A 13,346-nucleotide genomic window follows, 5' to 3' on the forward strand; every position below is an offset into this window, starting at 1 on the left:
GTTAATCCTTTACGATGTTAGCTGGCAGCGGCTTCATTCAAACCGCGTACGGATGCGATAAACTGTTTCAGCTCGGGAGTTTGCGGGTTGGCAAACAGTGCCCGGCTTTCGCCCTGTTCCCACACGGTGCCCTGATGCATAAACACCACGCGGTCGCCCACTTCGCGGGCAAAATTCATTTCGTGCGTCACCAGCACCAGCGTCATGCCCTCTTTCGCCAGTTGCTCGAGCACTTTCAATACTTCGCCGACTAATTCCGGATCCAGCGCCGAGGTGATTTCATCACACAACAGCACTTTCGGGGTCATTGCCAACGCACGGGCAATCGCCACACGTTGCTGCTGGCCGCCGGAAAGATTCGACGGGTAATAATCCATGCGATCTGCCAGCCCGACTTTCGCCAGCATCTGCGCGGCCAGTTCACGGCATTCGGCGGCGGATTTTTTCAGCACGCGGCGCGGTGCCAGCATGACGTTTTCCAGCGCAGTCATGTGCGGGAAAAGATTAAAACTCTGGAACACCATACCGACCGAGCGGCTGATATCACGCGCCTGAGAATCGCGGTCGGTGATGGTCATGCCGCCCAGTTTGATGCTGCCGTCCTGATAGCCTTCCAGCCCGTTCATGCAGCGCAGCAGCGTACTTTTTCCTGAACCACTGCGGCCAATGATTGAAATCACTTCGCCGCTGTCGATATCCAGATCCACGCCTTTCAGTACGTGGTTCTGGCCGTAAAATTTCTGAACCTGGTTAATTGTGATCAGTGGCATTACTGCTTCTCTCCACGCAATGATTTTTCTAAATGCTGGCTGTAACGCGACAGCGGATAGCACATCAGGAAGTAGCCCAGCGCCACTAATCCAAACACTTTAAATGGCTGATAAGTCACATTGTTCAGCATCGTTCCGGCTTTGGTCAGTTCGACAAACCCGATAATCGAGGCCAGCGCGGTGCCCTTCACCACCTGCACGGAAAACCCGACGGTCGGTGCAATCGCAATGCGCAGTGCCTGCGGGGTGATCACGCGCCACAGCGTTTGCCCGAAATTCAGGCCGAGGCAGCGCGACGCCTCCCACTGGCCTTTCGGTAACGCGGCGATACTGCCACTCCAGATATCCACCAGATAAGCGCTGGTGTAAAGCGTCAGCGCCAGAGCCGCTGCCGTCCACGGGCTGACGTTGATACCAAACAGCCCGAGGCCAAAGAACGCCAGAAACAGCTGCATCAGCAACGGGGTGCCCTGAAACAGTTCGGAATATAAACGCACAAAACGCGTCGGCCAGCGGCGCTTGGTCAGGCGCAATAACAGCAGCGGCAATGTGACCAGCGTACCGCCGATAAACGCAGTCAGCGAAAGCAACAGCGTCCAGCGCGCGGCCAGCAGGAGATTGCGCACAATGTCCCAGTCTGTGAAGGTCATCATCAGTTTTCACTCCCAAAGACACGGCGTCCGGCCAGCAGTAACAACTGACGCATCGCCACCGACAACAGCAAATAGAACAACGTGGTGACCAGATACACTTCAAAACTGAGGAAAGTGCGCGACTGAATTAAGTTCGCGGCAAACGTCAGCTCTTCATAGGACACCTGCGATACCACGGATGATCCGAGCATCACGATAATGCACTGGCTGACCAGCGACGGATAAATGCGTTTCAGCGACGGCGGCAGCACGATGCGCAGGAAGGTCTGGCTGCGGGTTAATCCCAGCACGCGCCCGGCTTCCCACTGGCCTTTCGGCGTCACCTGAATACCGGCGCGGATAATTTCGGTGCTATACGCGCCGAGGTTAATCAGCATCGCCAGCAATGCTGCTTCACCGGCGGTCATTTTCAGGCCGATAGCCGGCAGGCCAAAAACAATGAAAAACAGCTGCACCACAAACGGCGTATTACGGATGGCTTCGACATAAATGCCCCACACCGTCCGCAGGGTTTTATGGTTGCCACAGCGGATAGCCGCGCCGCAAATCCCTATTGCGACGCCGCCAATTGTCGCCAGAACCGTCAGCTCAATGGTGGTCCATAATCCGGCCAGCAGTTCCGGCATATAGGGCCACAGCGCGCTAAAGTTAAGCTGATAGGTCATGAAAGATCTCCGTCAAAACCCTGATCACGCGCCGATAGAAGCTGGCAGCGGAGCCTTCATCCATTTTTCAGACAGCGTATTGAGCGTCTTATCTTTAATGCCTTCGGCGATCAGTTCATTCACTTTGTCTTTCAGCGCCGGTTCGTCTTTACGCAGCCCGACGTAGCACGGCGAATCTTTCAGCATCACTTTCGAAACCGGGGCTTTGGCCGGATTCATGCGGGCAATGGCAGCCACCACCAGGTTGCCGGTAGCGATGTATTCCACCTGACCGGACAGATAGGCAGACAGCGTGGTGTTGTTGTCTTCGTAACGCTGAATTTTGGCGTCTTTCGGAGCGACATCCGTCAGCGCCAGATCTTCCACCGCGCCACGGGTTACGCCGATGGTTTTGCCTGAAAGTTCCTTCAGATCCGCCAGTTTGTCGCCCTGCGCGCCAAACACGCCGAGGAAGAACGGTGCATAGGCGTTGCTGAAGTCGATCACTTTTTCGCGTTCTGCGTTTTTACCAAGGCTGGAAATCACCAGATCGACTTTATCCGTTTGCAGATACGGTACGCGGTTGGCGCTGGTGACCGGCACCAGTTGCAACTTAAGTTTCATCTTATCGGCCAGATACTGCGCCATATCGATGTCATACCCTTCCGGCTGCAAATCCTTGCTCACCGAACCAAACGGCGGGAAATCCTGAGGGACAGCCACACGCAGCACGCCGCGCTTCTGAATATCCTGCAACTGATCGGCCATCACGCCCGATGCCTGAAGCACCAACATTGCCGCACCTGCCCAAGCCAACAGCCGTTTGTTCATGTTCATAGATTATCTCCGGTGAAAAGTTTTTGGAACGATAGATTCTTATATTTAAAACTTTGCAACGAATGTGCCAAAAGCGACGCGACAGAAAAAATGTGCGCAAAGTCACGGTATGACAAGGAATTAGAAAGAGGCGGGGGGATTCAGAAGCGATTTTTTTGCCCTGAAGCAGGGCAAAAAGCGTGAAACGATGAAAGACAGACTGCACTGAAATTGTGCGAAAGCACCACAAAAGCGCCGATTTTGTTCCTAAAACGGGAATCAGCGCTGTTCCAGTTCATCCAGAGAGTGATACAAATCGCTGATTTGATGAATACGCTGACGGCCCGAGGCGAGAATATCGTGCAGCAGCGCATTGCTGAGTAAATTCGCCAGACTCATGGCGGAAGAATAGCTGTCGAACGCTGATACGCTGTCGAGCGGCGCAGCCAGATGCCAGGTCGCCAGCGGGATAAGCGTCTGCGCCTGCGGTTCACAAATCAGCAGCACCGGCACGCCAAGTGACTGTAACTGCATCAGAATTTCCTTCGCCATACGCGGCCTGCGGCGGAAAGCGACAAAAATCACCACATCCTGCGCGGTGAGATCCACCAGTTCTTCCGCCAGCGTCTGCCCAGGTTGCGGCATGATCATCACACCTGCACGCACCTGAATCAGCTGCTGACGCAGGTGCAGCGCCACCGGATAACTGTTGCGAAAACCCAGCAGACGCACCTGCCGCGCCTGACTCAGGGCGGTGATCAGCGCGCCAAACTGTGCGCCGTCAATCTGGTTAATCCACTGCGTCAGGTTAGCCATTTCCTGCTTATAGTGCCGTGATAACAAGGTATTACCCTGCACCGCGTCACGGCTGTCGGTCAGCGGCATCCCGCTCTGGCGCAGCGTGCGCATCTCATCGCGCATATCGCGATAACTCGGGTAACCGAGACGCTTGAACAGACGGCTGACCGTCGCTTTGGATACGCCGCTAAGCCGCGCCAGCTCTGCGCTGTTGTAGCTCATCAGGTCGTCGATACTGGCTAAAATAAAATCGGCCACCCGCTGTTCCTGCGGCGTCAGTTCTGCGTAATGGTCACGCAGACGCTCATCAATCTGTTTCATCTTTTCCCCTAACCCTTGGGTATTTGTAACCAATGTTTCAGCGGAACATACCATGCACTAAGCTTGCCAATGCAAGCTAAATTATGTGGGGAAGCCGCAAGGTTCTGCGGATGTGGAACACCTCTTGCTTAACTTTACCCCTACGCGCCTAAAACCCTGCAAGTACGGGCAGCATAAAAAAGCGTCTCAAAAAAGGACATTGCATGATTAACAGTAACAGCGCACCGCTGGGCATGGCGGTCACACCTCATCATCTGGCGAGCCAGAGTGCGCTTGCGGTATTGCGTGAGGGAGGCAATGCCATCGAGGCAATGGTGGCTGCGGCTGCCACCATTGCCGTGGTGTACCCGCACATGAACGGGCTGGGCGGCGATGGCTTCTGGCTGATTGTGCCACCGCAGGGCAATCCGGTGGCGATAGACGCCAGCGGTGCGGCAGGCTCCCTCGCCTCTCTCGATTTCTACGCCGGTGAAACACATATTCCACACCGTGGCCCGAAAGCGGCACTGACGGTGGCAGGCACCGTCGGCGGCTGGCAGGAAGCGCTGAATGTGTCAGCTGAATTTGGCGGCGAGCAAAAACCGCTTTCGCGCCTGCTGCGTGATGCCATCCGTTACGCTGCGGACGGCATTCCGGTGACCGCCTCTCAGGAAGCCGCAACCCGCGCCAAGCAGCATGAACTGAAAGATTTCCGTACTTTTGCCGACGTTTTTTTGCCGAACGGCGAGGTGCCGCGAGCCGGTAACCGTTTCACTCAGCCGCAGCTGGCGCAGACGTTATCCATGCTGTGCGAAGACGGGCTGAACAGTTTCTATCGCGGTGAGCTGGCTGACAATATGGCCGCCGACATGGAAAAACTCGGTATGCCTGTGACCCGCGCCGATCTCGCCGCCTACAAGCCGCAGCGCCGTGTACCCCTGCGTCTCAAACACAGCAAAGGCGAAATCTACAATCTGACGCCACCGACGCAGGGGCTGGTTTCACTGGCGATCCTGGGGCTGACGGATCGCCTGCCGCTGGAAACCATGGACGAAAGCGCCACCATTCACAGTATTGTCGAAGCCACCAAACTGGCATTCGGCCTGCGCGACCGTTTCATCACCGATCCGCGCATGATGACGCAGGACGCCCAGGGCCTGCTGGATCCGCAGTATCTCGACGCTCTCGCCACCCGCATCAAACCGCACAGCGCCGCCGGCTGGGGCAAAGGCAAAGGACCGGGCGATACCGTCTGGATGGGCGTAATGGACAGCAGCGGGCTGGCGGTGTCGTTTATCCAGAGTATTTATCACGAGTTTGGCAGTGGCGTAGTCCTGCCGGGCAGCGGCGTTTTGTGGCAAAACCGGGGTGCGTCATTCAGCCTCGACGCCAGCCATTTACTGGCTCTGGCACCGGGCAAGCAGCCGTTCCACACGCTGAACCCCGCCGCCGCACGCTTATACGACGGGCGCACGATGGTTTACGGCTCGATGGGCGGTGACGGTCAGCCGCAAACACAAGCCGCGGTATTTATCCGCCATGTGGTGCAGGGACAATCTTTGCAGCAGGCAATCAGCGGTCCGCGCTGGCTGCTGGGTCGCACCTGGGGCGAAAGTTCGGATTCACTGAAACTGGAAGGCCGTTTCGCCTATCCGACGCTGGCCGGACTGAGACAGCGCGGTCACGACGTCGAGCTGTTGCCGGATTTCAGCGAAGCCGTCGGTCACGCCGGCGCGATTGTCCGCCACACCAACGGCATGTTTGAAGGTGCCTCCGATCCGCGCAGCAACGGCAGCGCCGCCGGATTTTGATAAGACTTCGCTCTTGAGCATTGATAAGGAAGCAGCATGAAAAATACCCCCGCAGCGACCGACTGGGCCGCGTATATCCGCCAGATGGAATCCGTTCTGGCGCTGGAACTCGACGACGCCCGTCGTCAGGAATTGCTGGTGCAGTTCAGTCGTATCGCCCAAATGGCACAACCGCTGATGGATTTACCGCTCGACTCGCGTCTGGAAATTGCCGGGGTGTATAGAGCATGAAGAGTGTATCGCGCATGAAATCGTTTGATAGCTATACCGTCAGTCAGTTACATCAGGCGATCACGCAGGGTGAAATTTCGGCGACAGAAATTGCCAGCGCCACGCTCGACGCGGTCGAACAGGCCAATCCGGTCATTAACGCGTATACGCATGTCACCCGCGAGCGCATGCTGAGTGAAGCTGCAAAAGTTGATAAAGCCCGCGTCAGCGGAGCCACACTTGCGCCGCTGGCAGGCATTCCTTATGCGGTGAAAAATCTGCTGGATGTGGCCGGTGAAGTCACGCTGGCGGGCGCCAGTCTCAACAGCAGCAACGCCGCTGCCCGTCATGATGCGTGGACGGTTTCCCGTCTCGCCGCACAGGGCGCGATGCTTTCCGGCATGCTGAATATGGACGCTTATGCGTACGGTTTCACCACCGAGAACAGCCATTACGGCGCAACCCGTAACCCGCGAGATCTGGCACGCGTCGCCGGAGGATCTTCCGGTGGTTCAGCCGCCGCCGTGGCTGCCGGTCTGGTGCATTTCACGCTCGGCAGCGACACTAACGGTTCCATTCGAGTGCCTTCTTCGCTGAGTGGCATTCTCGGCCTGAAACCGACCTTTGGACGCATTTCACGCCGCGGCAGTCAGCCGTTTGTCGCAAGCCTCGATCATATCGGCCCAATGGCGCGGTGCAGCGAAGATCTTTCGCAGGTGTATGACGCGATCCAGGGTACAGATCCGCAGGATCATTTCCAGGCAGATAAACCGGTTACCGCAACCTTTTCTCAGCTCGGACGCGGCCAGCAAGGTTTGCGCACGGCGGTGCTGGGCGGATATTTTGCTGCCTGGTGCGACGAGCATGCCAAAGCTGCCGTGCACCAGATAGCGCAGGCCCTGGAAGCGCAGGAAGAAGTCGAGATGCCTCAGGCCGAACTGGCGCGTTCAGCGGCGTTCATCATCAGTGCCTCTGAAGGCGGCAATCAGTATTTGCCAAAATTGCGCTCTATCCCGCAACAGTTCGAGCCGCTTTCACGCGAGCGTTTACTGGCGGGCGCAATGATCCCTGCGGCGTGGTACGTGCAGGCACAGCGTTTTCGTCAGCAATTTCAGGAACAAATCTTGCCCTTGTTTGATCACTGGGACATTCTGATTGCGCCAGCCACGCCGTGTCCGGCGACGCTGATTGGCCAGGAGACGATCAGAATTAACGGTCAGGATCTGCCGACACGTGCCAATATGGGCATGCTGACTCAGCCGATTTCGTTCCTCGGTTTACCGGTGGTGACGGTGCCGGTCACGACATCGGCCGGTCTGCCGATAGGATTACAACTGATTGCGCCGCCGTGGCGAGAAGATCTGTGCCTGCGCGCAGCACGGGCGCTCGAACTTCAGGGAATAGTGAAAGTCAGCAGTTCTCCGGGGATGCCCGCGTAATAACCTGCATCCCCGTTTTTCAGGGTGAAGTAAAAAGAGTAAAGAGACAAAATCATGAAAACTGAACATATCGACCGCCCGGCGATCCTTGCCGAAATGAATGCGGCGTTTTATCGCTATGAACAGGCGCTGATCAGCAATGATACCGCCGTCCTTGACGAACTGTTCTGGCATGACCCGCGTACCGTGCGCTACGGTGCGGGAGAAAATCTTTACGGCATTGAAGCCATCCGCGCGTTCCGCACAGCGCGATCGTCCCAGGGATTAAACCGGGATCTGGTCAACACTACTATCACAACGTTTGGCGATGACATGGCGGTGGCCAGCACGGAATTTCGCCGCGAAGGGACGGACAAGATTGGGCGTCAGCAGCAAACGTGGGTCAAGATGGCGAGCGGATGGAAGATTGTGGCGGCACATGTGAGCCTGATGGTTTGACCGAACCAACGGGCGGTTCCGCTTTAGAAAGCTGAGGAAACTGTTCTTTTCCAGGAATGGACGGTGAAAGTTTCGGTTTCTCAATAACAGCGATCACTTGTCGCGCTGCGCCCAAACCGCCCAAAAGGGGCCCAGAGGGCGCGCGCTTACGCGTCCTCTGGGCCCCTTTTGGGCGGCGAGCCCAAGGTCTTGATCTTGGTTTTGAACTTAAAGCCCCGTTGCAGGATGCTCTTTACCCCAATGATCCGCAATTTCCTGCCGCTTACAGACCCATACCCGATCATGCGATTCCACGTAATCCAGAAATCTCTGCAACGCCCTGAACCGCCCTGGGCGGCCTAGGATCCGGCAATGCATCCCGATCGACATCATTTTCGGGGAGGTCTCACCTTCTTCATATAACACATCAAACGTGTCTTTCAGATAGGTGTAGAACTGCTCGCCGGTGTTAAAACCCTGCGGGGAAGCAAACCGCATGTCGTTGGTTTCCAGTGTGTAAGGGATCACCAGATGCTGTTTTGTTTCGCCGTTTTCCAGTTTTACCGGCGTCCAGAACGGCAGGTCATCGCCGTAATAATCGCTGTCATACTGAAATCCGTCAGACTCAGCCACCAGCTGGCGGGTGTTCGGGCTGTCACGGCCTGTGTACCAGCCGGTTGGCGCTTTGCCGAACAAATCACGCAGAACCGTGATGGCTTTTTGCATGTGCTGCGCTTCTTCGGCTTTGCTCATATCCTGATAGTGGATCCAGCGCCAGCCGTGGCTGACCACGTCGTAATCCGCCGCTTTGATCGCGCTGACAATTTCAGGATTGCGCGCCAGTGCCATCGCCACGCCGAAAACGGTCAAGGGAAGACCACGCTTTTGAAATTCATTATGAATGCGCCAGAAACCGGCGCGAGAACCGTATTCGTAAAGGGAATCCATCGACATGTGACGGTCGGGGAAACTGGCAGCGCCGATGATGTCAGACAGGAATTGCTCGGAACCGGCGTCACCATGCAAAACGTTATTTTCGGCACCCTCTTCGTAATTGAGGACAAACTGCACCGCTATGCGGGCATTGCCCGGCCAGTTGGCATGCGGCGGGCGTCCGGCGTAACCGATTAAGTCCCGCGGGTAAGCATCAGTAAAACCGTATTCGAAATCAGACATAGTGTTCTCTCAGATTCAGTCCGGCAAAACGGCCAGACAAAGGTTTTTCAAGCGGATAATCCAAATCGCCGTGTTTACTGGTCGTCAGACGCAACGCAGCCAGTGACTCAATCATTTTGACCGCCGCACTGACGCCGTCGATCACCGGTATATTCAGCTCGAGCGTCAGTTCCTGCGCCAGATCGGCCATTCCGCCGCAACCGAGCACAATCGCCCCGCTGCCGTCGGATTTTTTAGCCGCAATACATTGCTCGCGTACTTTCTGCTGCGCCAGTCCGCTGCCATCTTCCAGCGATAACACCGGCAAATCGATGGCGTGCAAAGCCGCACAGTGACGCTCAAATCCGTACTGATGCAACAAATGCCGGGCGATTGTCAGCGTGCGTGGCAGCGTCGTGACGATAGAGAATCGCGTCGCCAGCAAGGTCGCCAGATGCATCGCTGCTTCGGCAATACCCACAACCGGCGCACGTGCCAGCTCTCGGGCAGCCAGCAAACCGGGGTCACCGAAACAGGCAATGATGTGCCCGTCGACGCCGGCGTCACGCCCGGCTTTTATCTGCTGCAACACGCCGAGCGTGGCAATCGCCTCGTCGAAATGACCTTCAATAGACGGTGCGCCTTCTTCAGGGCAAACGGCCAAAATCTGTGTATCCCGCGCGGCCACCGAACGGGCGGTTTGTGCCATCACTTCGGTCATTGCCAGACTGGTATTGGGATTAATCAGTTGTATACAAAGTGGATTCGCCATCAGCCGGAGTCCTTTTCTGTGACCGCTTTCTGCGCGGCAAAAATCTGCGCGAAATCGGGCATCGGCCCTTTGTTTTGCTCAAAGCGCAGGGTGGCGACGATGCTGTCAAAATGCTGCGCCATGCTGTCGGCCAACGCCGCGGTGTCGCGTTTTTTCAGCAGTGCCAGCAGATCGTCATGATCATGGCAACGACACCCTTGTTGCCATGGCGCGCCCCAGGCGGCAATCGCCAGTGAAGAACGTAATGTGAGTTGAGAAACGGCTTCTGTCAGAACTTTGTTGCCGGAAATGGCCTGAAGCTGCACATGAAAAGCGGCGGAAAGACGGATTGCCGCGGCACCGTCACGCTCGTCATGGGCACGTTTCTCTTCCTGCACCAGTTTCTTCAGCGCAACCAGATGTGTGGACTGACAACGCGCAATCACCAGTGGCAGGTTGGCACACTCAAGAATTTTACGGGTCGCGAAAACGTCACGTGCTTCAGCGGCATCCGGCGCGGTCACATGCGCACCACGCTTGGGCAATATCGTCACAAGTTGCACTGCAGCAAGGCGCTGTAACACCCGGCGGATGCCCGTGCGACTGACAGAGAACACTTCAGCCAGCGCTTCTTCGGGTAATTTACTGCCGGGTAGAAGCTGGTGCTCAACAATAGATCGCACCAGCGCGTTATAAATGTGGTCGTCCTTATCCTCGGTAAAATAGGCCGTATTCAGCCCGCTCCAACTGGTCATTGCTGTTACTCCGTATACCGTTTTGTGTATTTATCGTATACCTGAAATAGATTTTTTGTATACAAGAAGTGAAGTTTGGCCTGATTCATGCAGTGTTCCCATGACTGCTTTTTAACTTTGGGCAGCCGGTATCCGGCTTCCGACTTTCACATGTTGTTTATGACAGGAGCACGATTTATGCCAAATCAGGAAATCACCTCCGCCACGGCGTCTTCCGAACAGGGTGCCGGGATCATCAAACCTTATTACAGCCCGCGGCTGTGTAATGATGACTTAGCGCCTACCCGAGACCAAAACTGGAGTTGGTACAACATATTTTCTTTCTGGATGTCAGATGTGCACAGCATGGGCGGTTATGTGGTTGCAGCGAGTTTCTTTACGCTCGGCCTGACCAGCTGGCAGGTGCTGCTGTGTTTGTTGTGCGGGATTTGTATCGTGCAGATTTGTGCCAATCTGGTGGCGAAACCAAGCCAGCAGGCCGGGGTACCTTACGCGGTGATTTGCCGCCAGGCATTTGGCGTGTTCGGGGCGAATATTCCGGCGGTGATCCGCGGGCTGATCGCTTTCGCCTGGTACGGCATTCAGACCTATCTGGCTGCCAGCGCATTAATGCTGGTGCTGCTTAAATTCTTCCCTTCCCTGACGCCGCTGACCGTGCCGCACTGGCTGGGCCTTTCTGCTCTGGGCTGGATTTGTTTCGGCATTATGTGGGTACTGCAGGCGATGGTGTTCTGGCACGGTATGAGCGCCATTAAGCGCTTTATCGATGTGGCGGGTCCGGCGGTATATATCGTCATGCTGATGCTGGCGGGCTGGATTTTATATAAAACCGGGCTGAGCAATATCTCCTTCACTCTGTCAACCAAAACCCTGACCGTCGGCCAGCAAGGCTGGGAAATGCTCACTGCCACGGCGCTGGTGGTGTCTTATTTCTCCGGTCCGCTGCTGAACTTTGGTGACTTCTCCCGCTACGGTAAAAGCATGAGTGAAATCCGTCGCGGTAACCGCTGGGGTCTGCCGTTTAACTTCCTGCTGTTCTCGATTGTGACCGTGGTTATCGTTTCCGGGACACAATCGCTGTTCGGCCAGATGATTACCGACCCTATCGAAACCGTCAGCCGCGTGGGCAACAGCGTGGCCGTAGCGCTGGGCTTACTGACCATGATCATCGCGACTATCGGTATCAACATCGTGGCAAACTTCGTGTCACCGGCCTTCGACTTCTCAAACTGTTCACCGCAAAAAATCAGTTTCCGTACTGGCGGGATGATTGCCGCCGTCGGTTCTGTGCTGCTGACGCCGTGGAACCTGTTCCAGTCACCGGAAATTATCCACTACACGCTGGACGTGCTGGGGTCATTTATCGGGCCGTTGTTCGGGATTTTGCTGGCGGATTATTATCTGATCAAACGCGGTCATATGGATGTGGATGCGCTGTTTAATGCCACGCCTTCCGGTCGTTACTGGTATCGCAACGGGTTTAACCCGAAAGCGATTGCAGCCCTGGTGCCAGCAGTGGTGATTGGTCTGGTAATCAGCTTTACGCCGAGCCTGCATCAGGTGGCGAACTTCAGCTGGTTTATCGGTGCATTCCTGGCAGGCGGTTTCTATCGCTACATCGCCCGTCATGATCGCGCGACCAGCGGCGCAATCGGCTATATGAAAACCGAAGCGGAATAACAGGCGGTTAAAAGGAAGAAAATAGTCAGGATGGCTGAAACGACGAAGCCCTGAGTGATTTCTCACTCAGGGCTTCTGAATAGTGGCGGAACGGACGGGGCTCGAACCCGCGACCCCCTGCGTGACAGGCAGGTATTCTAACCAACTGAACTACCGCTCCGCGTTTTGTTCTGGTTAAGAACGGAGCGGATATTAAGGAATACCTGCGCTTACGTCAATGCTTTTCCTGATATTTTCAATCAACTGCACAGTTTTTCCGCAGAATGGATGCTTTCAAAACAACGGCGAAGAGACAAGCCTTACGAACGCCACAGGCAACTGCCGCCCTTTTTCACCACCAGATCCAACCTTTCTTCATGCCACGCCAGTTCCTGATCATTTGCCGCGATCACTTTTAACCCTGAAGCCGGACGCGCCACGCGCTGGATCCCTAACCCGTCAGCACCGGTATTTTGCTCGCCCTCATGGGTGAATTTGATGCTGGTCTGCCCGCCGGTCATCATCAGATAAACTTCGGCAAGAATTTCGGAGTCAAGCAATGCGCCATGCAGCGTTCGTTTGCTGTTGTCGATCAGGTAACGATCGCTCAGGGCATCGAGGTTGTTACGCTTGCCGGGAAACAGCTTACGCGCCATCGCCAGGCTGTCGGTGATTTTACAGAACGTTTCGGTTTTCGGCAGATTACGGCCAAGCATGTCGAACTCGTAATCCATAAAGCCGATATCGAACGTCGCGTTATGAATGACTAATTCGCCGCCGCGAATGTATTCGATAAAGTCGTCAGCGACGTCAGCGAAGGTCGGCTTATCGGCAAGGAATTCATCACTGATGCCATGAACGCCAAAAGCTTCCGGATCCACCAGACGGTCGGGTTTGAGATAAACATGGAAATTGCGCCCCGTCAGGCGACGGTTAACCACTTCAACAGCACCGATTTCGATAATACGGTGCCCTTCATAATGGACGCCGAGTTTATTCATACCGGTGGTTTCGGTATCGAGAACGACGATCCTGTTTAATGTGTTTTGTAAATCCATAGCTCATTACCCACTGTCACGGATGCGGACGAAATTGCGCACAGAGTACCATCAGGCGGGTATTCAAGTCATTCAATGGCGTGCGGGTTCGGGGAAGGAAACAGAACAGC

At 55.6% G+C, this 13,346-nt stretch carries 14 protein-coding genes and 1 tRNA gene; 5 read left to right on the plus strand and 10 right to left on the minus strand.

Annotated features, from left to right (window positions below; translation table 11 throughout):
- Positions 1–17: 17 nt before the first annotated feature.
- From D5398_RS09595 to D5398_RS09615, 5 genes are all read right to left on the minus strand, one after another.
- Positions 18–770, minus strand: coding sequence for an amino acid ABC transporter ATP-binding protein (locus tag D5398_RS09595; RefSeq protein ID WP_120507387.1), 753 nt, complete (start codon positions 768–770; stop codon positions 18–20).
- On the minus strand, positions 770–1,420 hold the full coding sequence (locus D5398_RS09600) for an amino acid ABC transporter permease (protein ID WP_095923153.1): 651 nt from the start codon (positions 1,418–1,420) through the stop codon (positions 770–772). Before D5398_RS09600 ends, D5398_RS09595 begins: the two co-directional genes overlap by 1 nt.
- Positions 1,421–1,422: 2 nt before the next feature.
- Complete coding sequence (locus D5398_RS09605; RefSeq protein WP_120131816.1) at positions 1,423–2,088, minus strand: amino acid ABC transporter permease; 666 nt, start codon at positions 2,086–2,088, stop codon at positions 1,423–1,425.
- Between the two features lie 24 nt (positions 2,089–2,112).
- A complete protein-coding gene (locus D5398_RS09610) occupies positions 2,113–2,904 on the minus strand; it encodes a transporter substrate-binding domain-containing protein (RefSeq protein WP_120507388.1) in 792 nt (263 codons plus the stop codon).
- Between the two features lie 258 nt (positions 2,905–3,162).
- A complete protein-coding gene (locus D5398_RS09615) occupies positions 3,163–4,002 on the minus strand; it encodes a MurR/RpiR family transcriptional regulator (RefSeq protein WP_120507389.1) in 840 nt (279 codons plus the stop codon).
- A 203-nt stretch (positions 4,003–4,205) separates the two neighbouring features.
- Between D5398_RS09615 and D5398_RS09620 the strand changes: the two genes are divergently transcribed.
- From D5398_RS09620 to hpxZ, 4 genes are read left to right on the plus strand one after another with little or no spacing between them, the layout of a single operon-like run.
- The gene (locus tag D5398_RS09620; RefSeq protein WP_120507390.1) at positions 4,206–5,792 is read left to right on the plus strand and encodes a gamma-glutamyltransferase family protein; all 1,587 of its coding nucleotides are present in this window, start codon (positions 4,206–4,208) and stop codon (positions 5,790–5,792) included.
- 36 nt (positions 5,793–5,828) lie between these two features.
- Entirely contained in the window at positions 5,829–6,023 is a 195-nt protein-coding gene (gene hpxX, locus D5398_RS09625; RefSeq protein WP_120507391.1) for an oxalurate catabolism protein HpxX, read from the plus strand.
- Positions 6,024–6,037: 14 nt separating this feature from the next.
- Positions 6,038–7,441 carry an AtzE family amidohydrolase gene (locus D5398_RS09630; RefSeq protein WP_120507462.1) on the plus strand — a complete coding sequence of 468 codons (1,404 nt, stop codon included), beginning with the start codon at positions 6,038–6,040 and terminating at the stop codon, positions 7,439–7,441.
- 54 nt (positions 7,442–7,495) lie between these two features.
- Positions 7,496–7,879 (plus strand): oxalurate catabolism protein HpxZ, encoded by a 384-nt coding sequence (hpxZ, locus tag D5398_RS09635; RefSeq protein WP_120507392.1) that lies wholly within the window; start codon positions 7,496–7,498, stop codon positions 7,877–7,879.
- Positions 7,880–8,086: 207 nt separating this feature from the next.
- Here hpxZ and puuE read toward each other — a convergent pair whose 3' ends face one another.
- From puuE to D5398_RS09650, 3 genes are read right to left on the minus strand one after another with little or no spacing between them, the layout of a single operon-like run.
- Positions 8,087–9,034 carry an allantoinase PuuE gene (puuE, locus tag D5398_RS09640; RefSeq protein ID WP_120507393.1) on the minus strand — a complete coding sequence of 316 codons (948 nt, stop codon included), beginning with the start codon at positions 9,032–9,034 and terminating at the stop codon, positions 8,087–8,089.
- Positions 9,027–9,785 (minus strand): aspartate/glutamate racemase family protein, encoded by a 759-nt coding sequence (locus D5398_RS09645; RefSeq protein ID WP_120507394.1) that lies wholly within the window; start codon positions 9,783–9,785, stop codon positions 9,027–9,029. The genes puuE and D5398_RS09645 overlap by 8 nt, the downstream gene beginning before the upstream one ends.
- On the minus strand, positions 9,785–10,519 hold the full coding sequence (locus tag D5398_RS09650; protein WP_120507395.1) for a GntR family transcriptional regulator: 735 nt from the start codon (positions 10,517–10,519) through the stop codon (positions 9,785–9,787). Before D5398_RS09650 ends, D5398_RS09645 begins: the two co-directional genes overlap by 1 nt.
- A gap of 177 nt (positions 10,520–10,696) precedes the next feature.
- On the opposite strand from D5398_RS09650, the gene D5398_RS09655 reads away from it, so the two are divergent.
- Positions 10,697–12,199 carry an NCS1 family nucleobase:cation symporter-1 gene (locus D5398_RS09655; protein WP_120507396.1) on the plus strand — a complete coding sequence of 501 codons (1,503 nt, stop codon included), beginning with the start codon at positions 10,697–10,699 and terminating at the stop codon, positions 12,197–12,199.
- 83 nt (positions 12,200–12,282) lie between these two features.
- Here the strand turns inward: D5398_RS09655 and D5398_RS09660 are convergent.
- Positions 12,283–12,359 (minus strand) — tRNA-Asp (locus tag D5398_RS09660).
- 139 nt (positions 12,360–12,498) lie between these two features.
- Positions 12,499–13,236: a DNA polymerase III subunit epsilon gene (dnaQ, locus tag D5398_RS09665; RefSeq protein WP_120507397.1), complete on the minus strand. Its 738-nt coding sequence runs from the start codon at positions 13,234–13,236 to the stop codon at positions 12,499–12,501.
- Positions 13,237–13,346 lie beyond the last annotated feature (110 nt).

Origin of the sequence: Rahnella bruchi, from assembly GCF_003614975.1 — a bacterium.
GTDB classification, from domain to species: Bacteria; Pseudomonadota; Gammaproteobacteria; order Enterobacterales; family Enterobacteriaceae; genus Rahnella; species Rahnella bruchi.